The organism is Paenibacillus sp. N22P23 (assembly GCF_059383735.1).
Genome location: NZ_JBXENT010000008.1, coordinates 1 through 23,254 on the forward strand (window position 1 = coordinate 1; position 23,254 = coordinate 23,254).

The following is a 23,254-nucleotide window of genomic DNA, read 5'->3' on the forward strand; positions in this document are numbered from 1 at the left end:
TTAGGCACGCCGCCAGCGTTCGTCCTGAGCCAGGATCAAACTCTCCATAAAAGTGGTAAGCCCGAAGGCTTGGCCATTTTTAAGAATTCGCTTGTTAGCTCATTCAAAAAAACTAGCTTTGCGAAACGTTAATTTCGCGTTTTATGACCATTTGACTGGTCGCTCATTGTTCAGTTTTCAAAGAACAAATACTTCTTATTTTGATCGCCCATGTCTCAGCGGCGACTTGATTAATATATCACATTCGTTCATTTAATTGCAAGCACTTTTTTTAATTTGTTTTTGCAACTCATGTTCCGTCGTGTGACGCGAGAACTAATTTAACACATACGCGAGGCCCCGGTCAAGTGTTCTTCAAAATTTAGTACATACTAATGTTATCCACTTAAAACAAGGTCATTTGCAGACCTAGTATTAACGCGATACCCGGAATACCGAGCAGCACCGTAGTGCCGATCGTTACTGGATTCAGCGGCACTTCCATCCCCGAGATCAATCCCGAATAATTCAGAAGGTACAAGGTCAAAGCTGCAGCAATGAGGTGCAAAGCAAATCGCCTTACCCACTGCAGCGGCAAACGATGCCTCAGCATAACAGCAATTAAGAGTAAGGAAGATACAATTAGACTAACCAGCCAAATGATTTTCATCCACTCACACCTCCCTTTAAGCTTGACCATTCCACAGGCAACCGTTTCGCTTTCCTAATCAGCATTTCGTATCGCTTCTCCGCCGCACCTATTGCAAATATGGCGTAGTCGATTTGATCTTTACCGAGCGCATTGTCAAAGTACCGATACGCATTATCCCATTCTTGTTTCGCTGTCTTAATCTCTGTATAAAGCTCCACTTGCTCATCCTGCTCACTCTTCTTTTGCTTCAATGCGGCAGCTTGTTTCTTCGTACGCAGCCATTTAGCCCACATCGCATTCACTCCTCACTCGATCCTGTTTCCCTTACAGCTCGCAGACGACACGGCATATAGTTGAAATGTATGAGAGAGAAAGAGAATTAGAACAAGCTTCCCGCGTTTCAGAAAGCAGCTAAAAACAAAAAGCTCCGTGAGAGCGATCTCTCACGGAGCTTGTCTGACAAAACGATTATCCTAATTCTCTGCGACCTTCAAGCGCCTTGGACAAGGTAACCTCATCCGCATATTCCAGATCGCCCCCGACAGGGAGACCATGCGCAATACGGGTTACTTTGATGCCAAACGGTTTGACGAGCCGCGATAAGTACATAGCTGTCGCTTCACCTTCAATATTGGGATTCGTGGCGAGAATCATCTCTTGCACACGTTCATCGCTCAGCCTTCTCAATAATTCAGCAATACGAATCTCGTCAGGGCCAATCCCCTCCATCGGCGAAATCGCTCCCTGGAGGACATGATACTGTCCCTGAAACTCCTTCGTGCGCTCCATCGCAACCAAATCCCGCGACTCCTGAACGACGCAGATAATGGAATTGTCTCTGCTCTTATCCTGGCAAATCCGGCAAGGATCGGTATCGGTAATGTTGCAGCATACGGAGCAATAATGCAGGTTACGCTTGACGCTGACCAGCGCCTTCGCGAAATCTATAACGTCGTCTTCCTTCATTTTCAAAATATGAAAAGCCAGCCTGGCCGCGGTCTTCGGACCGATGCCCGGCAATCGGCTGAAGGCATCAATAAGTTTGGCTATCGGTTCGGGATAATACAAGGCGCAGCTCCTCTACTTGTTTGGAACGGTCTAGAATAGGCCCGGGATCTTCATGCCGCCCGTAAATTTGCCCATATCTTTGTTTGCCAGCTCATCTGCTTTAGTCAGTGCATCGTTAACCGCCGTCAAGATAAGGTCTTGAAGCATTTCGATGTCGTCTGGATCTACAGCCTCTGGCTTGATGATGATGCTTTGTACATTCTTATGGCCGTTCACTTGTACTGTAACGACACCGCCGCCTGCAGAACCTTCGATAAGCTTAGTTCCCAGTTCTTCTTGTGCTTTAAGCATTTGCTCCTGCATTTTCTTAACTTGCTTCATCATCTGGTTCATGTTGTTCATCGTAAAAGTCACTCCTCAATTATAGTAGGGTTCATACACTCATTGCGTAGCCTTACATCAGTTGTCTTCAATAACGACAAGGTCTTCGCCAAACAGCTTAACAGCCTCTTCAACCCACTCCGGTTCCGGCGGCGCCCCACCTACTTCGTCTTGCTGAAGCATGAGCAGCTCCCCTGCAGGTGCAGGTCCGTTCTCGGTCGCCGTCTGCCATTCTTTCAGCATGACGGTGGCTAGACGAATCGGTCGGTTAAACGCCTCCTGAAGAGCCTTCTCAATGACCTCGCGGTTGGCAGGCTTCTCTGTTGTTTCTCGGTGGATGGAGTTCTTGAACGCAACAAGGATCGTATTGTCAGCGGCCGAGACCGGATCGCCATTCACAAACCAAGCATGTGTCGAAATATTATTCCCTTTCACACGCTGCAAAATGTCGCTCCATCTCATGCGCACCTGCCCAGTCGCCTGACTCTCCGCCGCGGCAAGGAATGGATCCAGCTTGACGCGGGCTATCGAGCTAGAGGCCCCTCCGGCTGCGCCGCCCTTGGCTCCGAAATTCGAAGAACCTCGCGCACTGCGCTGCGTCGCTCCAGCTTGATCGCCGCTTGGCACCGCGCCAGCATCCGTGCGCACGCCACTGGCGACAAGTTGTTCAATCTTGCGTTCCAATGCATCGATGCGCTGCTGCAGACGCTGTACCTCTCCGGAAGAAGCGCTGCCTGCTGCGGAGTCACCTGTGGCAGCAGACGCCGAAGCGGCAGCCTGTGCACCGCCGGCCTCTTGCATGGTGCAGATTTTCATAAGTGCGATCTCGAAAATCGTTTGCGGCAGCGCAGCATGCTTAATCTCCAGCTGATAGCCGTTAAGTACATCTATCATACGGAACAGCAGCTCGGCGCTAAACGCTTCGGCCACCTCACGGTACTTAGCCTGATCAACGATCCGCTCTGTCGCGGCTTTTCCTTGTGGAGCAAGCTTCAACACAAGAAGGTCCCTGAAATAGTATATTAAGTTCTCCAGACACTTATCTGCGCTTTTGCCGGCTTGCATCAGCCCTTCCACCAAAGGCATTACAGCCCCGGCATCACGAGCTCTGATCGCATCCGCCAACTGTTCGAATTGCTCCGCAGCTAGTCCACCCGTTACGTCGACGGCATCGTTCAGCGTAATTCGTTCACCGCTGTAAGCCGACACCTGCTCGAGCAAGCTGATCGCATCCCGCATCCCGCCATCTGACAGCCTTGCAATATACGCAAGTGCATCATCTTCCGCTTGAATGCCTTCTTCGGTACAAATCTGACGGAGACGCTCTGTCTGCTCCGGCAAAGAGACTTGACGGAAATCAAACCGCTGACAGCGTGAAATAATCGTAGCCGGCAGCTTATGAGGTTCCGTCGTCGCCAAGATGAAGATGACATGAGCCGGCGGCTCTTCGAGCGTCTTCAACAGGGCGTTGAATGCTTCGGTCGTCAGCATGTGCACTTCATCGATAATATACACTTTATAGCGTACTTCAGAAGGCGCATAGCGAACCTTGTCCCGAATATCCCTTATTTCGTCTATACCGCGGTTAGATGCCGCATCGATCTCCACAACATCCATAATCGTTCCGGCTGTAATTCCCCGGCATGCGTCACAGACGTTGCAGGGCTCAGTTGTCGGTCCGCGTTCACAGTTGATTGCTTTGGCCAGTACTTTAGCCGCGGTTGTTTTTCCCGTTCCTCTTGGACCGTTAAATAAATAGGCATGGGATACACGATCTTCGCGTATCGCATTTTGCAAAGTTTGAATGATATGCTGCTGGCCGACCATATCCTGGAACGTCTGCGGACGCCAGGCACGATATAAGGCGATATGTGACATACGTTCCGTTCCTTTCGGCTGCTTTTGTTCGCGGGGCTGAAATGCCCGGTCCTTCTATTATACACGATGCCGCCAGCCAAAAAAACCGTTCTCCTGCACGTTTCTTCCTTACCTTTAGTAGAAGACGTTCAAAATGAGGTTTAGCAAGGGAGCACGACCTGCAGAAGTGCCCCTGTCTGTCTGGCCACCGCTGTGACACTGCCGCCAAAGTCATGCAAAATTCGCTGACAAACAGAAAGACCAAGTCCGGTTCCATTCTGCTTCGTCGTAACGAACGGGTCAAATATTTTGTCAATGAGATCCGCCGGTATACCCGGACCCGTATCTTCGATTTCAATAAGCAGCTGCGATTTCTTGCCCGCTCTTATAACGGAGCCCCGTACGGTGAGCGTACCGCCCACAGACATCGCTTCAATGCCGTTCTTGCATAAATTCAGAAACACCTGCTTCAGCATTTCAGCGTCAGCCAGTACCCTTGGCAGCTCCAGCGCCTCATCCCAAACTACATTTACGTTATGAAGAAGCGCCTCACTCGCAACAACAGGCATAATGTCACGCAGCACGGACCCGACTTGAATCGAGCTTGTCATGACTTCCTTCGGCTTACTTAACAGGAGAAATTCGCCGACAAGATGATTGATTCGATCCAATTCGCCTAGCATAATGTCTGTGTATTCCTTTTCTTTGTTCATCTCGCGATCGATCATGGTTTTGCGGAACATTTGCAAGAAGCCCCGAATCGCCGTCAGCGGATTGCGGATCTCGTGCGCCGCCCCCGCCGCGATTTGGCCGATCATGGCGAGTCGATCACTTCGCTGCACTTGCGTCTCAAGCGAGCGCAAATTGGAAACATCCTTAAATATGATGTAGGCACCTTCTCGGCCTTCTCCACTACTGCGCAGCAAGCCAACATCCATGAGGAGTTCGCTTCGCTTCTCGTCATGAATCCATGTGATCGGATAGTTCCGAACCGGCTCCCCACTCTCCAGCGCCTGACAAATAAGTACATATTCCTTCTCCGCGCTCGCGAAAAATGACGACAGTTGTTCATTAACGAGAGCTGACTTTGCAACGCCAAGCAACTGACACGCAAGAGGACTGATGTCGAAAATTTGCAGCGTCTCCGGATGAAGCAATATTACGCCGATATGCTCATCTTGCAGCATGGATTCCCCGAAACGCTCAATGAGACTGCCGCCTTGCCGGGCTTCTTGATTATATAAAAAGAGCAGACAGCGAATTCCCTGCTCCGTTTGTGCGATAATGGGCGCGGTTGTGGTGTGCATAACAACACCGCCGGCTTTTCGAATATGTATCGAAATGGATTCTCGAGAAGGAAGAAGCAGATGTTTCGCGATTGCTTCTATAGATTGTTCAGGCTCAGCACGAAAGAGCTTGCTCTCCGCAATGCCGAAGAAAGTGGTATGAAGTAAATCCGATTCCGTATAGCCCGTTTCCTTCAGAAACTGCATATTTACATGGACCATGCGAGCGGACTCGTCCAACACTACAATCATCGTACCCGCGAACTGAGCACAATAATTTTCAAGCGCCTGAAGACTTAAGTGAACCAAGGAAGCAGAAGGTATTTCGTACATGCGTTATCCCCTTTACGTAGATCCAATCCGTCTCTATTCCTTTCGTCCACAAAAGTAGATAATCCTGCCAGAAAATAAAAAAACACCCTCATTCGACTCTAAAGAGTCTATTAAGGATGTCGTTTGTTGTTGTTAGTACCGTGCACCTAACTTTGATAGATGTGACATGGGCGGCACTTCCACTCCCAGCTCTGGTCAAGCACTCCTCCGGCACATGAGCGTACCTGCTTATGGCTGCTTCCTTCCGGACCTGACCCGTTCACAAGCGCCCATTGCGGAGGACCCAACCGTCAACACTGTTCATGAACACCAGCCCCACATCAACATAACCTCAGAAAAGGGATTCAACCTCGCTACAGCGGATTGCGAGCTACAGGGCACCGCTACCTCCCCGTCTAGCACGGCAAAAATAAGTATAGCTTGTTCTATCTCAAAGTGCAACCGCCTATTGGCTGGAAGTTGTCACTGGGTTGTTATGAGGTCATACGATTGCTACCCCGACATTCTGACATGTACCTTATACCGCGGGAAGTTATCCCGCAAAACGGCAAGTGCTTTTACCCGCAGTTTCTCTTTGTCTACACCAGGTTTGGCTTTGACGTTTACGTACATCTCGGGTCCTTGAAACATAATATTGGTCTTTTCAATTCCACTGACCTTTTTCAGCTGCCGTTGCGCGAAATCTCCGTCTGAATCATAATTAAGGAATGAACCATTGCGGTTGGGCAAATGTGGATTGCTGTTGGAGAGCCCCATATAGCCGTCATGACCATACGAGTTCGAATTATAATTATTGGTGGCGTCTTTATTGCCTCCGCATGCGGATAACGAAATCGCAGTCATGAGTGTCAGTACGCTAAGCAGAACATGTTTCTTTCGCATAAAAAAACCTCCCTTTAACCAATAGGATGGCTGAGGGAGGTTCTTGTATTCTGCTAATTTCTGGAAATCCCGGCCAATAAGGCTTAGATACCGTATTTCTTTTTGAATTTGTCGACGCGACCGCCGGCATCCAGGAACTTCTGCTTACCCGTGAAGAATGGGTGACAAGCGGAGCAAATCTCTACGCGCAGGTTCTGTTTGATCGAACCAGACTCGAAGCTGTTACCGCAAGCGCAAGTTACCGTCGTGACGTGGTATGTCGGATGAATACCTTGTTTCATCTCGTTCACCTCTTTCTGCCCTGAATCAACATGCGGATCCAGAGTTTGATGCATACATAAGTAGAGTATAGCATGGACGACCTAACGAAAGCAATGCTTTTGTAGGCGGCCAAATGCTTACCGAGGAAGCTCTATATTGGCTGCTTCACTGGCGCCGGAGGCACGTGGGTGTAGGATCCGACCACAACATCGGGCAGTTCATCCGCGAAGATTTCCAACATTTGTTTCATGCCGTAGATCTCTCCTTGCGGCTTCGGAATAAGCTCCAGATAGCTCTCCGGATCAATATTCAAATTCCGCATTTGGATGAGCTTCAAGCCTGTACGCTTGACGAAACCGAGCATTGCTTCGATTTCTTCCTCACGATCCGTAACGCCAGGGAAAATGAGATAATTGATGGAGGTGTACACACCTTTATCCGTTGCGTAGCGAAGCGATTTCTCGACATTCGCCAGATTGTAGCCACGCGGCTTGTAGTACGCATTATAGTGATCATCGAGCGCACTAATCGTACTGACACGCATCAGATTAAGGCCGGCATCGACGATGCCGCGGATGTGATCCGTCAGCCCTGCATTGGTGTTGATATTGATATAGCCCATCGAGGTCCGTTGGCGGACCTCGCGCATAGCATCAATGATGATTCTGGCTTGCGTCGAAGGCTCGCCTTCACAGCCTTGTCCGAAGCTGATGATGGACTCCGGTGTAATCAGATGCTCCATCATAACATCAACGATTTCTTCTACTGTCGGCTTAAAGTTCATGCGTGTTTGCGGTGCCACGAAGCCGCTGTCGTCGGGTTGCTCCGATATGCAGCCATAACAGCCGGCATTGCAGGAGAAGGAAACAGGTACTGCACCTTCCCAGCGTTGCAGAAACGTATTGGATGCGGTTAAGCATTCATACCCGAGCGCGCAATTCGACAGATGCTTATAGAGACGGTTTTCCGGATATTTGGCAAGCAATCGCTCGACACCGACGTTCAGTTCATTCGTGTCGCAATTGAGCGGATTCCAGCGTTCCGGATCGTCGCATTTCTGCGCCGTCACATAGAAGCCGTCTTCCTTCCAAACGACAGCTGAATAGCCAAAGAGCGGCAGCTTCTGCGTCTTGTCGCTTTTCATATAACCCGGGATGCAAAGACGAGTATAACCTTGCGGCAAAAGGGCTCCAACTGCCTGCACGTTGCCTGGCAGCGGACGCATCTCACCGGACGCATTATGAATGCCGATCGGCCGCGTATGCGGCAGACCGACCATCGTTGCGCCTTCAGGAAGAGGAATGAGCTCATCTTCCATCAATTCGACGATCATATCGCCGCTGCGGCCAAGCCCCGTCCAATCGGGATGATCGAACAAATTACCGTGTTCGTCTGCATAAACGAGATTCATGATGTACCTCCTAAAAGTTTTGCTGCATGCGCGCGAAATGCTGCGTGAGCAAAACGACTTCCGATCTATGTTACAGGTGTCGTACGTGTTGATGGTCTTCTCGAAGCGCTGGTGGCGCTGCTGCTCGAGCCGGAGCCCGGTCTACTGCTGCCCCCGCTTGTGCTCGGTCTGTTTCTCGGCGCCGGTGGCGGCGTTACAGCAGACGTGTCCAGCGAGGCCAAGAACTCCTCGTTGTCCTTCGTATCCGCGAGCTTCTTCAAGAAGCCATCCACAAACTCCATGGAATCGTTCATGTTCTTACGAATCGCCCATACTTTATCCAGCTGCTCTTTGGTTAAGAGCATCTCTTCGCGGCGCGTTCCCGAGCGGCGAATATCCAGTGCAGGGAAAATACGGCGTTCCGCAAGTTTGCGGTCCAAGTGAAGCTCCATATTGCCCGTACCTTTAAACTCTTCATAAATAATATCATCCATACGCGAGCCGGTCTCGATTAGCGCAGTTGCCAGAATTGTCAAACTGCCGCCTTCCTCCACATTACGCGCCGATCCAAAAAACCGCTTCGGACGGTGAAAAGCTGCCGGGTCAATACCGCCGCTTAGCGTACGCCCTGACGCTGGTACAACCAAGTTGTACGCACGAGCAAGACGCGTGATGCTATCGAGCAAAATAACGACATCTTTCTTATGCTCCACAAGTCGCAAAGCACGCTCCAGCACTAGTTCTGCTACTTTAATATGATTTTCCGGCAATTCATCGAACGTGGAAGCGACAACCTCGCCTTTTACCGAACGAGACATATCCGTCACTTCCTCCGGACGCTCGTCAATGAGCAGTACAAACAATTCGATTTCCGGATTATTCGTGGAAATGCTGTTGGCAATTTCTTTAAGCAGCAATGTTTTCCCCGCTTTAGGCGGTGCTACGATAAGTCCGCGTTGGCCTAGGCCGACTGGTGCAAGTAAATCCATAATCCGAGTAGATAATTTAGGCTGGGCGGTTTCGAGAACTAATTTCTTTTCGGGATAGAGAGGAGTAAGGGCTGGAAAATGAAGGCGTTCAGCAGCATGTTCGGGGCTTTCTCCATTAACGGCATTTACTTGAAGTAATCCAAAAAAGCGTTCGTTTTCTTTGGGAGCTCGGCATTTGCCTGAAACTAAATCGCCTGTGCGAAGGTCAAACTTGCGGATTTGCGAGGCTGAGATGTAGATGTCCTCTGTACTTGGCAAGTAGTTGATCGGTCGTAGAAATCCGAAACCTTCCGATAAAATTTCGAGTACACCCTGCATAAACATAAGTCCGCTCTGCTCCGCTTGCGCGCGCAGTATAGCAAAAATCAATTCTCTCTTCTTCAGCTGGCCATAGCCCTGAATTTGATGCTGTTTGGCCAGTTTATAAAGCTCTGTGAGCTTCATCACTTCAAGATCCGCGATCTGAAGTTCAGACATAGTATCACCACTTTTATCAAGGTTCAAGGTGAAACGGTAATCGCCGACCTTATAGCGGCGCAGCGCGTTTCACTCCGGTGAAATATAAGCTTAGTATAAGGTGAAACTTATACTGTCTTATATTTCATGAAGAAACAGCCTCCCAAGGCCGTCTAATCCAAATAATTCCAAGCCTCATCCATCATTGCCGGAATCGGCCCACTCTATTCCAGAGGCCGATTCCTCTAGCGAAATAGCTGCTTGCTATCCGCCTCTTCCAGCTACTCGCGCCAAACGTCTGCGCCGAGCATCCGTAAATTCTCGACCAAATTGTCATAACCTCGGTCAATATATTCCACACCGGTTATCTCCGTAACGCCTTCACTCACGGTCAATGCAGCCACCACAAGCGCCGCGCCTGCTCGCAAGTCAGCCGCACGTACTTTCGCGGCATTCAGCGCACCGCCTTCGACAATAGCCGAACGGCCTTCTACCCGAATGTTAGCGCCCATGCGCGTTAATTCCGGAACATGCTTGAATCGATTGCTATAAACATAGTCGCTTAGGATGCTTACTCCTGACGTCTGTGTCAGCAGGCTGGTCATGGGGGATTGCAAATCTGTGGCGAAGCCGGGGTACACAAGGGCTTTCACATCAATTGCCTCATACTTCGGTTGTCCTACAATGCGAATAGACTCGTCCATTTCATACACATGAACGCCCATCTCTTGCAGCTTAGCCGTTACTGCTTCCATATGCTTCGGAATGACATTATCAATTAATACGTCACCGCGCGTTGCCGCTGCGGCAATCATGTACGTACCTGCTTGAATTCGGTCAGGTATGATGGAGTGTCTGCAACCATGCAGCCGCTCAACACCTTCGATACGAATCGTTTCTGTTCCGGCACCTTTAATCTTGGCGCCCATTGCGCTTAGAAGCGTAGCTACATCTATGATTTCAGGCTCTTTTGCCGCGTTTTCGATAATGGTAGAGCCTTTGGCCCGGGAGGCCGCAAGCATAATATTAATCGTCGCCCCGACACTTACGACATCGAGGTAAATCTTCGCGCCGCGCAGTTCCTTCGCCACAATCCGTACGGAGCCGTGGTCGTTGGTAACTTGTGCGCCAAGCGCTTCAAACCCTTTAATATGTTGATCGATTGGGCGAGGCTCAAAATTACAGCCGCCCGGCAAACCGATTGTTGCTTCGCCAAATCGGCCAAGCAGCGCACCCATCAAGTAATACGATGCACGAAGCAGTTTTACTTTTCCGTTGGGCATCGGAATGGATTGCATGGCTGATGGATCAATGACGATGGAGTCCCCGCTCCAATGGACATGTCCGCCAAGCTCTTCTAATATTTCACTGTATACGGCCACATCGCTAAGGTGAGGCAAATTATCAAGCGTGACCGTTGATTCTGCCAATATTGCCGCAGGAAGTAATGCAACTGCACTGTTCTTCGCGCCGCTGATTTGAACGGTGCCGCGCAGCGGACGTCCGCCGCGGATCATTAATTTATCCATCAGTTCTTATTATCCTCCCATCCGGAAGAGAGCAACGAAACGAGCAGCCGCAGTCCAGAGCAGCATAACATAAACCCTATATGCCACAAAGCAAGCGCTCCTTCTATCAAGAGATTTCTTGACGGATGGGAGCGCCTGCTTCTAATTCGCGCTAAACGCGGCTGTTCGATTCTATAGCCTTCGGAAGTTAAGCCTGGTTGCTGCTGCCGAACAACCGGATTTTCTCTTGAACGACTGCTTTCATTGCGGAACGAGCTGGTACCAAGTATTTACGTGGATCGTAAACCGATGCACTTGCGCCAAGCACTTCGCGGATCGCGTTCGTGCAAGCCACTTGGTTCTCTGTATTTACGTTGATTTTGCCTACGCCTGCTGCGATGGACAAACGAATTGCTTCGTCTGGCACGCCGGAACCGCCATGCAATACAACGGGTACCGGAATAGCATCCGATACTTTTTGAATGATATCATAATGAATTTTTGGATCGCCTTTATACATACCGTGAGCTGTACCTACAGCAATCGCCAAGCAGTCAACGCCGGTTTCTTCGTAGAAACGGATTGCTTCAGCTGGCTTAGCAAGCGATGCATCTTCTTCGTCAACGCTGATATCATCCTCAACGCCGCCGATTGTGCCAAGCTCACCTTCAACGGATACGCCCATAGCGCGAGCCGCTTTAACAACTTGTTTCGTCAATTCGATATTTTCTTCTAGTCCGTAGTGGGAACCGTCAAACATAACGGAGGAGAATCCTGCACGGATACATTTCATCGCAACTTCAAAGCTGCTGCCGTGATCCAGGTGAAGTGCGATTGGCAAACCGGATTTCTTCGCTGCTGCTTCAGCAATAGCAACTGTGTACTCAATACCCATATATTTAAGGGCACCTTCAGATACACCAAAAATAAATGGCGAGTTTTCTTCCATCGCGGCTTCTGTGATCGCTTGCGCGAACTCCAGGTTGTTCATGTTGAACTGGCCTACCGCGAATTTGTTTGCTTTTGCCTTTGGCAGGAATTCATTCATCGAAACGAGTGGCATGGTTCTCTACTCCTCCTAGTGTTTTATGAAGCTTAGCGCTTCATAAATTTGTCTTTGATATGCGACGCTTCGCAAAACCGCCTCAGCACGGATGCTGACAACCGGCATTGAAGACATGCGCTTAAATAACGAAAACACGCTTCAAATATCGCACCAAATGATTATAACACAATCATGAATCGTTTGGTACAAGTCTTGGAAATCGAACCCTCGTGCACCTGTGATTCGACAAAAAAAAAGCAGCAGGACCCTTGTGCTTAGGATCCTACTGCATACCAGCCGCCGGCTTCTTCGCTGCGCAGCTGTAAGTTAACCGCCATTCGCATCTCGTCAATATCGAACGGTTTGGTGAAATGCATAAGCGCGCCGTGATCAGTCGCTTCTTTAATCATGTCAAGCTCGCCATAAGCCGTCATCATAATGACTTTAATGTCTTTGTTGATCGCTTTGACATGCTTCAATATTTCCAATCCGTCCATACCCGGAATCTTCATATCAAGCAAAACGAGATCTGGTGCTTCGTTTCTCACGATCTCCAGTGCCAGTTTGCCGTTCGGCGCTTGGAAAGTAGTATAGCCTTCACTGCTAAACACTTCCATAAGCAAAATACGAATGCCATTCTGATCATCGACAATTAAGACTTTCTTGTTTTCCAACTTGAAACCCTCCTATGAATGTACGACAATCATCGTCACGATTGGATTTGAATTCCATATTCGTTAATGATTTCGCGCCATGGCACTCATATTCCTGCTTTCGCTGGAAAAAAACTTCAAAGTGATTTATTTCTCCGCTTTCTCAAGCGCCGCTCTAACGAAACCGCGGAACAACGGCTGCGGTCTGTTCGGACGGGACGTGAACTCCGGATGGAATTGAACTGCAAGGAACCACGGGTGTCCAGGAAGCTCGACCATCTCAACAAGGCGGCCATCCGGGGATGTACCCGTAATGCGCAGACCTGCGGATTCGATCGTTTCACGGTACTCATTGTTAAACTCATAACGGTGACGGTGGCGCTCATATACAAGTTCATCATCGTACTCACGTGCGGACAGAGAGCCCGGCGTCAGCTTACAAGGATATAGTCCAAGGCGCATTGTGCCGCCCATATCTTCAATGTCCTTCTGCTCCGGCAGCAGGTCGATAACCGGATATTGCGTAAGCGGGTTGATTTCGGAGCTGTTTGCATCCTTCAATCCCGTAACATGACGTGCATATTCAATAACCGCTACTTGCATGCCCAAGCAAATACCGAAGAACGGTACTGCATTCTCACGCGCGTAACGAATCGCAATGATTTTACCTTCGATACCGCGATCGCCGAAGCCGCCCGGTACCAACACACCGTGCACACCGTGCAATTTATCTGCAACGTTCTGATCCGTTAATTCTTCTGCATTTACCCAGCGCACCTTCACATCCGCATCCGCGTCGAAGCCTGCGTGGCTTAGCGATTCCACGATACTCAAGTACGCATCGTGAAGCGCAACGTACTTACCGACAATCGCAATTTCAGTTGTGCGGCTAAGCTGCTGCACACGGCGAACTAGCGCTTCCCACTCCGTCATATCCGGAGGAGTAGTTGTCAGCTTCAAGTGATTGACAACGATATCGTCGAGGCCTTGCTCACGTAGATTCAGCGGCACTTCATAGAGTGTCGACGCATCGCGGCATTCCACAACGGCATTCGCATCAATATCACAGAACAGCGCAATTTTGCGTTTCAAATCATCAGCCAACTCATGCTCCGTACGACAAACGATCACATTAGGCTGAATCCCGATGCTTCTCAGTTCCTTCACGCTATGCTGTGTCGGTTTTGTCTTCACTTCGCCTGCCGCTTTAATGAACGGAATCAGTGTAACGTGAATGTACATCACGTTATCTCGGCCGATGTCGCTCTTAATTTGACGAATTGCTTCTAGGAACGGAAGGCTCTCGATATCGCCTACTGTACCGCCGATCTCCGTAATAACTACATCCGCACCTGTTTCTTTGCCTGCACGGAATACGCGATCCTTGATCTCGTTGGTGATGTGGGGAATAACTTGAACCGTTCCGCCCAAATATTCTCCGCGACGTTCTTTCGAAATAACGGTGGAATAGATTTTGCCCGTTGTCACGTTGCTGTTCTTCGACAAATTGATGTCAATGAAACGCTCGTAGTGACCCAAATCCAAATCCGTCTCGGCACCATCGTCCGTTACGAAAACTTCACCGTGCTGGTATGGACTCATCGTTCCCGGGTCCACGTTGATGTACGGGTCGAACTTCTGGATCGTCACTTTAAGACCGCGATTCTTGAGCAAACGCCCGAGCGATGCGGCTGTGATCCCTTTGCCCAGCGATGATACGACACCGCCTGTTACAAAAATGTACTTAGTCACTGATGATACCCTCCACGCCTGTATGTTAAGTATAGGTTCTCCAATTTCCGAAGAAAAATGGTCGATAAAAAAGAAAAAAGTGACACCCGTATAAACGGGGCACTTTCTGTTTTTGGCTTATTGCCTGCATGTCCGAACTTGAAGCCCATGCAATAGTTTACTCTGCGCAGATACCCCATGTCAAGAGACACTGGGTCCCGCAGAATCGAATCTATTTGTCTTCGTCTTCCTCATCGTCGAAGTCTTCATCAGCATCTTCTTCATCAGCCACGCCTTCGGCGCCTTCAGCGTCTTCAATGCCGTCTTCTTCAATTTCTTCGTCGTCGATGACAACTTCTTCGTCTACTTCGGCTTCTTCCTCAGCTTCGTCGAAGAGTTCTGTATCCTCGTCATAAGAATCGAAGTCATCCTCTTCAGCTGCGTAGGTTTCCTCTTCCTCGTCCGGATAGAGATCATCGTCGTCCTCTTCATCATTGATGATGCGTGAACGTTTCGCATTACCGACCGGATCCTCATTCTTCTCAACCGGATACCAGCGCTTCAATCCCCACATATTGCTGCCGACGCACGCGAATCGTCCGTCGATATTAATTTCTGTATATACTTGCGCAATCACTTGGTTGATTTGATCTTGGGAAAAGCCCCGAACTTTTGCAATTTCCATCATTAAATCGCGATAGTAGAACGGCGTATTGGCCGCTTTCAGCAATTCAAATGCCAAATCAACCATCGGCATTTCCTTTATACGTTCAGGATCGATTTTCAAGACAATCTCGCTGCTCATTTCGGACACTTCCTCTCATCTCAAACTGCTAGTACGCCGCAAGAACGACTTCTCTATCCTAAGCAGGTGAGATCGTTAAGTGCGTAAGCAATCCATTATCAAATTATAGTAAAACCTATTTCTTTGGAAAAAGCAAGCCGTCCACGCTTACGAGGGCAAAAAGAAAAAGCGAAGGAGGCGCCTTCGCTTTGACTGTATCCTTCCGGATGAGGCGTTGCCGCTGTTTCCGGTTATAAGAGCCCGTTAATGACTCTTGGTCTATACTATGTGCCCGTACGGCGAATGACACGGTTTGCAGCCTAATTATGTGAAAAAAGGCAAGTTGCTCATACAGCTTGTTGCGCTCGTTCATACAATACTGCAGCATGATTCGCCATGGAGGGGAAGCCAACTTGGACAGATCCGCAGTTCTCCGCCTGCTGCACAGCGCATTATCTCTTACCACATCAGCTGCCAAGCGACGAATTGTCCGCTTCCGGCAAAAGAGCGACTATGAGCGCTTCCTTCAAGAATGGTCGCATATCGACAAAACCGTGGCGACTGCAGCCGATGCCATCCGTCATTTGCCATTCATCCAAGGCTTCTCTTTGCGCGTACCGAATGATGTGCTTCGCTCTCTTACCCATGACGGAATTTGGATCGAGAATGATCCACTCCTTTCGGTTCATTCCTCCTCCATATATAAACCGGTGATCCGTGAGAAAGGTATCCCTTGGGGCGTGCAGGAAATTAAAGCGCCGCTTGCTTGGAGTACAACCACCGGCCACCGCGTGAAAGTCGGCGTCATTGATACCGGCGTTGACTTCAGCCATCCGGATTTGAAGCAATCACTTGGCCGGGGCATCAACCTGCTTAATCGCGGGTCGCTTCCACACGACGACAACGGACACGGCACCCATATTGCCGGCACCATCGCTGCTGCCAATCAGGTGCATGGCATGATCGGCGTCGCCCCTCGTGCGACGGTCTATCCCGTGAAAGCGTTCGATCAGAATGGAAGCGCCTTTGTCTCTGATATCGTACTCGGCATCGACTGGTGCGTGCGCAATAATATGGACATCGTGAATATGAGCTTCGGCATGAAAACACGGAGCAAGTCGCTGTTGACCGCAGTAACCAATGCTTACAACGCAGGCGTTATTATCGTCGCTTCATCCGGAAACGACGGCAAACGGAAGTCGATCGACTATCCGGCGCGGTATCCGCAAACCATTGCCGTCGGCGCAACGAACCGGCTGCGGCGAATCGCCCCGTTCAGCAACCGCGGCATGCATATCGACGTATACGCGCCGGGTGACAAGATACTTTCCTCTTGGCTGCGAGGCAAGTATAACGAAATGAGCGGCACCTCCATGGCCACCTCACATGTGAGCGGAGCCATCGCTTTGCTTCTTGCTCATCGACCCGGACTGTCTCCTACCGACATTAAGGCTGTCGTCAAACGTTCCATGCTGCCTTTAAGAGGCACAAAAGCTCCCCGGATCACCGGAGAGCTCGATGTAATGCGAATGCTGCAGGCCGGGGACCGATAAGGTTCGCGGCCTTGATTGTTGATAGGGCTACATGCGTTCCGGCGCGGAAACTCCGACGAGACGCAGCACATTAGCGATAGCTGTACGAGCCGCGCCAAGCAGCGCGAAGCGCGCTTGCGTTTGAGCCGCGTCTTCGGTAATGACGCGATCTGCGCGATAGTAGCTGTGGAACAACGCCGCCAGCTCGTAGACGTAACGAATCAGGCGATGCGGTGCATATTGCGATGCAGCTTCCGCGATTTCCTGCGGCAGCTCGCCGATTTTGCGAAGAAGATCAAATTCATGTTCAGTCGTCAGTTGGCTCAAATCCACTTCCGCGAGTGGCAAGATCGCGATGCCCTGCTCTTCAGCCTGACGGAAAATGCTGCAGATCCGCGCATGTGCGTATTGCACATAGAATACCGGGTTCTCGTTCGAAGTCGAGATCGCGAGATCCATATCAAAATCAAGATGAGAGTCCATAGAGCGCATCGTGAAGAAGTAACGAATGGCGTCGATGCCGACTTCTTCGCGCAGATCCTCCATCGTAACGGCTTTACCTGTCCGCTTGGACATCTTGACCTTCTCGCCATTCTGGAACAAGCTCACCATCTGTGCGATCAGAACGATCAGCTTCTGCGGATCGTTGCCCAGTGCTTCCATTGCTGCTTTTACACGCGGAATGTAGCCGTGGTGGTCAGCGCCCCAGATGTTAATCATTTTGTCGAATCCGCGGCCGAATTTGTCGCGGTGGTAAGCGATGTCCGGCGTCAAATAGGTGTATGAGCCGTCATTTTTCACAAGCACGCGATTCTTGTCGTCTCCGTATGCCATCGTGTTCAGCCACGTTGCGCCGCCCTCTTCGAATACTTGGCCGCGCTCGCGAAGCGCTGCCAGCGCCTGCTCAACTTGACCGGTTTGGTAGAGAGAAGTCTCGCTGAACCATTCGTCGAATTCCACGCGGAAGTCGCCGAGGTCGCGTTTGATCTTATTCAGTTCACGCTCCAAACCATAGTCGCGGAAGAAGGTGAAGCGTTCTTCGTCTGACAACGATAGCAACCGGTCGCCCTCAGATGCTGCCAGCTCCTTGGCGAAACCGATAATGTCTTCGCCGTGGTAGCCGTCTTCCGGCATTGCCGCATCTTGGCCAAGGGCTTGTTTGTAGCGTGCCTCAATCGAAAGCGCCAGGTTAGCAACCTGATTGCCTGCATCATTAATGTAATACTCTCTCGTTACCTTGTAACCTGCAAAATCAAGCACATTACATAGAGCATCACCAACTGCTGCTCCACGAGCATGACCCAAATGCAGACTGCCTGTCGGATTGGCACTGACGAACTCTACTTGTACGCTTGCTCCCGCTCCGGTATCAATACGGCCGTAGTCGGCACCTTGCTCGAGCACTTGACCAATCACCGGATACAAGTAGCTGCGGTCCATCCGGAAGTTAATAAAACCGGGACCGGCAATCTCTGCGCCTTGAATAGAAGCCTTCTTCCTATCAAGATTCGCAATGATCGCTTCCGCGATTTGACGCGGATTCTTCTTCGCAAGCTTCGTCAATTGCATAGCAGCGTTGGTTGCAAGATCACCGTGCGCCTTCTCCTTCGGTACTTCAAGTACAAATACCGGAAGTTCTTCACGGGCTGCAAGCCCTGCCGCTACGACCGCATCCGCGATCGCTTCCTTCACCTGCTCATGCAGTTGTACAATCACATTCGTTTTCATGTAATTCTTCAATCCCCCTGATTATCTTATCAATCTGTAAATGAAAGCATGGCCGTTCGTTATCGGTATTCCCTAGGTCAACTGCTCTTCCGCCTGCAGCCGAAGTTGGAACTCCCCAGTCGGTTCATCGTTAACAAGCAGTGTATAATGCCATTCCAACAGCATAGGCAGCTCTGGTTTCAATACGTCTTCGCTCGATCCCGACTTAGTCATATCGCCAAACTGTACCCAAAGCAGCTTCGTCTCAGTCTCCAAATGAAAGGCTGCATGCCCCGATTCATAATGACCGGTGCGCTTGGCGCCTGCCACAAACGTCTGCAGCGACTCCACATCGCCGCGGCGCGTCACACTAAGCTCGCCGTCGCGCCAGCGAATAATCGTCCGTACGACGCTGCCGTCTTCACCTTCACTGGTTTCCTCGTAACGGACAAATACAGATGAGCCTTTTCGAAACCACTCACCGCTAAACGTATTCTGTTCCACTTCCCCATCGATGTCGCTTCTCAGCGATATCGTTACATTCGCTCTGTCTGCCATGATCACGGTCTCCCGTCGCCTGAAATGCTTATGTCCTCACTATATACAGGAGCACCTCTAATTTCAATGCCTGCACATTTGGACGCTCTCCTAGATTTGTGCCGGTGTCCGCAGTCCAAGCAGTGCCAGCCCTGAACGCAGCACGCCGGCAACCGCCGCAGTCAGCAGCAGCTTCGCTTCGGTCTCCGCTGGATTCTCCGTCAGAATGCGTTCCTGATGATAGAAACGATTGAAGCGTTTGGCTGCATCCAGCAGGAAACGTGCCACAACCGCCGGTTCATTCTGACGCAGTGCGCCGGCAATCGCTTCGGGATAAGCAGCCAGCAGTTTCAAACACTCCCATGCCGCAACCCCCGAGAGATAGCTGCCCAGCTCCCTGCCGTTCACGGCACCGGATAAGCTGCGCGCTTCGGTTTCCGCCAGCGTCAGCTCCCCTTTGGCCAACAGCTTGAACGCTCTGGCAGCCGTGTACTGCACGTAGGGACCCGTCTCCCCCTCGAAGCGAAGCGCCTCATCCAGCGAGAAGTCCACCTCCAGCATACGATGATGAAGCAAATCGCCGAACACAATCGCACCAATCCCGACTGCCTCGGCGGTTTCCTGCGCATCCTCCAGATCAGGATTCTTCTCTGCAATAATGGCTGCAGCCTTGGCTACCGCCTCGTCCAGCACCTCATCCAAGAAGATGACCTGCCCTCTGCGCGTGGACATTTTGCGGCCTTCGAATTTCATTAGCCCGAAGGAAAGGTGACGGCACTGGTCTGCCACTTCTTCTCCCATACGCTTCAAGACCGCGAACACTTGTTGAAAATGCAGCTTCTGTTCCGCGCCTACCACATACAGCAGCAAATCCCCGCCCATCTCATTCTTTCGATAGAGCGCCGTAGCGAGATCGCGCGTAGGATAAATGGTCGTGCCGTCCGACTTCAGGATGAGGCATGGCGGCAATCCTTCCTCTTCCAAACGAACAACCTGCGCACCGTTACTTTCTTCAAGCAGGTTCAGCTCTTGCAGTCGCGAGACGACGGCAGACATTTTGTCATTATAGAAACTCTCGCCGAGCGTATAGTCGAACTGCACGCCAAGACGTGTATACACACGGTCAAATTCCTCCATGCTGAAGGATACAAAATAACGCCACAACTTGAGCGCTTCCTCGTCACCGTTCTCAAGCTTCCAGAACCAGTGACGCGCTTTGTCTTCCAAGGATGGGTCCTGCTCAGCTTCCTCATGGAACTGGACATACAGGCGCAAACTTTCGCGAATCGGTTCTTCCTTAAGCTTCGCTTCATCGCCCCAGCGCATATACGCTTCCATCAGTTTGCCGAATTGCGTGCCCCAGTCACCGATATGATTGACGGTTACAACCTCATAGCCGGAGCTGCGGTACATTTGAGCAAGCGCATTGCCGATCATCGTAGAACGCAGGTGACCGACGCCGAAAGGTTTGGCGATATTCGGAGAGGACATATCCAAGATGACGCGCTGTCCGGTACCGACCTGCGATTGCCCGAAATCAGCAAGCAGCAGCGGAGCGAGCAGCTTCGGTGCCCACTCTTCCCTTACGAGGAAGAGATTCAAGTACGGCCCCTTCGCTTCGGCGCGGATGATAGGTGTCCCTTCGGAGCCAATCTGCTCCGCGAGCTCTGCGGCGATTACCGCAGGCGCACGTTTCAGCTCACGCGCTAGTAGAAAGCAAGGAAATGCGACATCGCCAAGCTCCGGGTTTGGCGGGAGCTCCAGCAGCGCTACGATGTCTTCATACTTCATATTAGAGGGCACATGCGGTTGCAGCTGTGCGGCTGCCCACTGCAATAACAGATTCATCTCGTTCATCCTCCCCGAAATGTGGTTACAGTTTTCTGAAAACAAATAAAACCCCCGTCTCTAATAAAGAGACGGAGGTTGATTTCCGCGGTACCACTCTTCTGGTTGACATTATGGCTGCACAAACAACGAATTGCGGCCATGCCGAAAACCTCTCAAGCACGATAACGGGGTGACCGGATTCATCTACTTACAGAGGCCAACTTCATCAAGTCGCCGCACCGCATGTTCAATGGATCTACTCCCGGGTCCGCTTCCCTTACGCCGCTGCACCGGCTTACACCAAGGATGCTTGGTTAACGAGGCCAATTGGCCGCTACACCATTCATCCAACCCGGCTCGCTGCTAGCACCGATCTGCAAGGTACTGTCCCGTTCATCGTATGTAGCTGTTATAACTGACTGTATTTTCCCTATTATATGCAACCTCGTGAAAAAAGCAAGCCTCTTTATGAGGTTTGCCTAGGTCTGTTCCAGCGGAATTAAGTGAGGCAGCACAATGCGCCAAGCTTCAATCCGATCTGCAGTCGTCCGCATCGCCGCCGTTGGAATCGGACTGGTTGACGGCAGCTTGAGCAGCGTGATCCCGCTGAGTTCGGGTAAGCTCCTGAAATACTTCAGAAACGTGTCATGCGACTTGGCGCCGTTACACACAATGCAGCTAATAGCCGGATACTCCGCAAGCAAGCCGGGAATATCATTGGGCTGCTCCTCACGAATGTTCGCATCAAGACTGCCCTCGCGCTGACAAGAGGCGATTACATCCCAGAGCGCTATACCGCGAGCCTTGGCAAAAGCAAGCCGATCCTCATACTCCTCAGCCGGCGTCAGCCCGAACAAGCCATAGACAACCGGCCATAGATGATTCCTTGGATGTGCGTAATATTGATGCTTCACGAGCGAAGCCGTCCCCGGCATGCTGCCAAGGACAAGCACCTGCGCACCCGCGCCGATCTCCGGCGGAAATGAATGTACTCTCATCACACCATCCCTCCCCTCTTCTCCATAGGAAACCAGAAAGAGAAGGAATATTCAAGTCCATCTATAGCTGGGTGGATGCCGGCGGTGTTCCGGTCAGCCGTTCGATTTTGCGACATATATCGTGCTGCCACTCCGTATCGCCTGTCATCGAAGCCAGCAGCGAGAGATTGTACAAATTAGCAACTTGTCGGCAAATCATCGCATTCACCGCCAAGCAATGCTCAAAGTCTGCCAGCTCCTCTGCCGAGAGCTGCCTCTTGCTTCGAACCGTCCACAGCTCCGCGAGCCGCTCGTGAATTGGCAATAAGCTCATAACTTGCTCGCCCCCTCAATTGTTAGAATACTACTATTCATTATGACCAAAAAATGAAGCCCTAAGCGGCGGGCATACGGTAGTACTCTAACCAGAGCTGCTTTATTGTTATTTTATAGCTGATTCCGGCACTCTGAAACTTGACCGCCGAAAAAGAAGAAGCCTGATTTGGGAGGGCGAGTAGAGCGGATTGGGTGCAGAGATTGACGTGCGACCCAGCTGTGAGAAGACAACAAAAAAGGATGGGAGCGCCGCCCCATCCTTCGCTATTATTTAATAAAGCCAAGCAGCATTTCGCGGATCACTTTCGCCGCGACGATCTGTGTTTGTTCCGTAGGATCGTAAGCCGGTGCTACCTCAACGAGGTCACAACCGACAATGTTAACGCCGGATCGCGCAATCGCGTGAACCGCGTCGATCAATTCCTTCGACGTGATGCCGCCGGCTTCCGCCGTACCTGTTCCCGGTGCAGCCGATGGATCCAGCACGTCGATGTCGATCGTCAGATAGACAGGACGGCCTTCCAGCTCAGGCAATACTTTCTTCAAAGGCTCAAGCACTTCGAACGGGAAGAAATTGATGTTCTCGCGTGCAAATTGCCACTCTTCACGAGAGCCGGAACGAATACCGAACTGGTAGACGTTCTTACCGCCGATCAGGCCGGCTGCTTTGCGAAGCGGCGTGGAGTGCGACAGCGGTTCGCCTTCGTACGACTCGCGCAGATCTGCATGGGCATCAAAGTGAATGATCGCCATATCGGGGTACTTCTTGTACACCTCTTGGAAAATCGGCCATGATACGAGATGCTCGCCGCCGAGTCCTACAGGCATTTTGCCGTCGTCTAATACGCCGCGAACGAATTCACCGATGACTTCAAGCGAACGAGCCGCGTTGCCGAAAGGCAGCAGCAAATCGCCTGCGTCGAAATATTCGATATCCTCCAGGCTGCGATCCAGGTACGGGCTGTACTCTTCCAGACCGATCGACACTTCGCGAATACGCGGAGGGCCGAAACGGGAGCCTGGGCGGAACGATACGGTAAAGTCCATCGGCATGCCGTAAATGACTGCTTTGGACGTGTTATAGTCATCCGAGCTAAGGATAAATACATTGCCGGAATATTTTTGATCGAGTTTCATAGG

General features: G+C 50.8%; 22 protein-coding genes and 1 other RNA gene. 1 reads left to right on the forward strand and 22 read right to left on the reverse strand.

The features are described from left to right. Positions 1 to 385: 385 nt before the first annotated feature. The 16 genes from AC506A_RS24140 to rpoE all read right to left on the reverse strand — a co-directional run bounded on the left by AC506A_RS24140 (position 386) and on the right by rpoE (position 15,216). A complete protein-coding gene (locus AC506A_RS24140) occupies positions 386 to 649 on the reverse strand; it encodes a pro-sigmaK processing inhibitor BofA family protein (protein WP_495463556.1) in 264 nt (87 codons plus the stop codon). Continuing rightward, positions 646 to 924, reverse strand: a complete 279-nt coding sequence (locus AC506A_RS24145; protein ID WP_495463557.1) for a YaaL family protein — start codon at positions 922 to 924, stop codon at positions 646 to 648. The genes AC506A_RS24140 and AC506A_RS24145 overlap by 4 nt, the downstream gene beginning before the upstream one ends. A gap of 175 nt (positions 925 to 1,099) precedes the next feature. After that, positions 1,100 to 1,699: a recombination mediator RecR gene (gene recR / locus AC506A_RS24150; protein WP_495463558.1), complete on the reverse strand. Its 600-nt coding sequence runs from the start codon at positions 1,697 to 1,699 to the stop codon at positions 1,100 to 1,102. A gap of 30 nt (positions 1,700 to 1,729) precedes the next feature. After that, positions 1,730 to 2,041: a YbaB/EbfC family nucleoid-associated protein gene (locus AC506A_RS24155; protein ID WP_495463559.1), complete on the reverse strand. Its 312-nt coding sequence runs from the start codon at positions 2,039 to 2,041 to the stop codon at positions 1,730 to 1,732. Between the two features lie 57 nt (positions 2,042 to 2,098). Further along, entirely contained in the window at positions 2,099 to 3,898 is a 1,800-nt protein-coding gene (gene dnaX / locus AC506A_RS24160) for a DNA polymerase III subunit gamma/tau (protein ID WP_495463560.1), read from the reverse strand. 140 nt (positions 3,899 to 4,038) lie between these two features. Beyond that, the gene (locus tag AC506A_RS24165) at positions 4,039 to 5,496 is read right to left on the reverse strand and encodes an ATP-binding protein (RefSeq protein WP_495463561.1); all 1,458 of its coding nucleotides are present in this window, start codon (positions 5,494 to 5,496) and stop codon (positions 4,039 to 4,041) included. A 138-nt stretch (positions 5,497 to 5,634) separates the two neighbouring features. After that, positions 5,635 to 5,900: signal recognition particle sRNA large type (ffs, locus tag AC506A_RS24170), an RNA gene on the reverse strand. Between the two features lie 88 nt (positions 5,901 to 5,988). Continuing rightward, the gene (locus tag AC506A_RS24175) at positions 5,989 to 6,378 is read right to left on the reverse strand and encodes a hypothetical protein (protein ID WP_495463562.1); all 390 of its coding nucleotides are present in this window, start codon (positions 6,376 to 6,378) and stop codon (positions 5,989 to 5,991) included. 83 nt (positions 6,379 to 6,461) lie between these two features. Beyond that, a complete protein-coding gene (gene rpmE, locus AC506A_RS24180) occupies positions 6,462 to 6,659 on the reverse strand; it encodes a 50S ribosomal protein L31 (RefSeq protein ID WP_091225099.1) in 198 nt (65 codons plus the stop codon). A gap of 131 nt (positions 6,660 to 6,790) precedes the next feature. Beyond that, positions 6,791 to 8,050 (reverse strand): radical SAM family protein, encoded by a 1,260-nt coding sequence (locus AC506A_RS24185; protein ID WP_495463563.1) that lies wholly within the window; start codon positions 8,048 to 8,050, stop codon positions 6,791 to 6,793. Between the two features lie 65 nt (positions 8,051 to 8,115). After that, entirely contained in the window at positions 8,116 to 9,495 is a 1,380-nt protein-coding gene (gene rho, locus AC506A_RS24190) for a transcription termination factor Rho (protein ID WP_495463564.1), read from the reverse strand. Positions 9,496 to 9,755: 260 nt separating this feature from the next. Next, complete coding sequence (gene murA / locus AC506A_RS24195; protein ID WP_090985981.1) at positions 9,756 to 11,003, reverse strand: UDP-N-acetylglucosamine 1-carboxyvinyltransferase; 1,248 nt, start codon at positions 11,001 to 11,003, stop codon at positions 9,756 to 9,758. Positions 11,004 to 11,190: 187 nt separating this feature from the next. Next, a complete protein-coding gene (gene fba / locus AC506A_RS24200) occupies positions 11,191 to 12,045 on the reverse strand; it encodes a class II fructose-1,6-bisphosphate aldolase (protein WP_475783833.1) in 855 nt (284 codons plus the stop codon). Between the two features lie 257 nt (positions 12,046 to 12,302). Beyond that, positions 12,303 to 12,701 (reverse strand): response regulator, encoded by a 399-nt coding sequence (locus AC506A_RS24205; protein ID WP_091225104.1) that lies wholly within the window; start codon positions 12,699 to 12,701, stop codon positions 12,303 to 12,305. Between the two features lie 126 nt (positions 12,702 to 12,827). Further along, on the reverse strand, positions 12,828 to 14,432 hold the full coding sequence (gene pyrG, locus AC506A_RS24210) for a CTP synthase (protein ID WP_495463565.1): 1,605 nt from the start codon (positions 14,430 to 14,432) through the stop codon (positions 12,828 to 12,830). A gap of 211 nt (positions 14,433 to 14,643) precedes the next feature. Further along, positions 14,644 to 15,216, reverse strand: a complete 573-nt coding sequence (gene rpoE / locus AC506A_RS24215) for a DNA-directed RNA polymerase subunit delta (RefSeq protein ID WP_495463566.1) — start codon at positions 15,214 to 15,216, stop codon at positions 14,644 to 14,646. 392 nt (positions 15,217 to 15,608) lie between these two features. Here rpoE and AC506A_RS24220 point away from each other — a divergent pair, with 392 nt between their 5' ends. Further along, entirely contained in the window at positions 15,609 to 16,748 is a 1,140-nt protein-coding gene (locus AC506A_RS24220) for a S8 family peptidase (protein ID WP_495463567.1), read from the forward strand. Positions 16,749 to 16,775: 27 nt separating this feature from the next. Here the strand turns inward: AC506A_RS24220 and argS (AC506A_RS24225) are convergent, their stop codons facing one another. The 6 genes from argS (AC506A_RS24225) to speB form a co-directional block, all read right to left on the reverse strand. Then, the gene (gene argS / locus AC506A_RS24225; protein ID WP_495463568.1) at positions 16,776 to 18,455 is read right to left on the reverse strand and encodes an arginine--tRNA ligase; all 1,680 of its coding nucleotides are present in this window, start codon (positions 18,453 to 18,455) and stop codon (positions 16,776 to 16,778) included. Between the two features lie 72 nt (positions 18,456 to 18,527). Continuing rightward, positions 18,528 to 18,992 carry a YwiB family protein gene (locus AC506A_RS24230; RefSeq protein WP_495463569.1) on the reverse strand — a complete coding sequence of 155 codons (465 nt, stop codon included), beginning with the start codon at positions 18,990 to 18,992 and terminating at the stop codon, positions 18,528 to 18,530. A gap of 90 nt (positions 18,993 to 19,082) precedes the next feature. Further along, a complete protein-coding gene (gene argS / locus AC506A_RS24235) occupies positions 19,083 to 20,813 on the reverse strand; it encodes an arginine--tRNA ligase (RefSeq protein ID WP_495463770.1) in 1,731 nt (576 codons plus the stop codon). Between the two features lie 467 nt (positions 20,814 to 21,280). Further along, on the reverse strand, positions 21,281 to 21,799 hold the full coding sequence (locus AC506A_RS24240; RefSeq protein WP_495463570.1) for a DNA-deoxyinosine glycosylase: 519 nt from the start codon (positions 21,797 to 21,799) through the stop codon (positions 21,281 to 21,283). Between the two features lie 61 nt (positions 21,800 to 21,860). Continuing rightward, positions 21,861 to 22,112 carry a DUF7667 family protein gene (locus tag AC506A_RS24245; RefSeq protein ID WP_495463571.1) on the reverse strand — a complete coding sequence of 84 codons (252 nt, stop codon included), beginning with the start codon at positions 22,110 to 22,112 and terminating at the stop codon, positions 21,861 to 21,863. 269 nt (positions 22,113 to 22,381) lie between these two features. After that, positions 22,382 to 23,251 (reverse strand): agmatinase, encoded by an 870-nt coding sequence (gene speB / locus AC506A_RS24250; RefSeq protein ID WP_494821692.1) that lies wholly within the window; start codon positions 23,249 to 23,251, stop codon positions 22,382 to 22,384. Between the last annotated feature and the right edge of the window lie 3 nt (positions 23,252 to 23,254).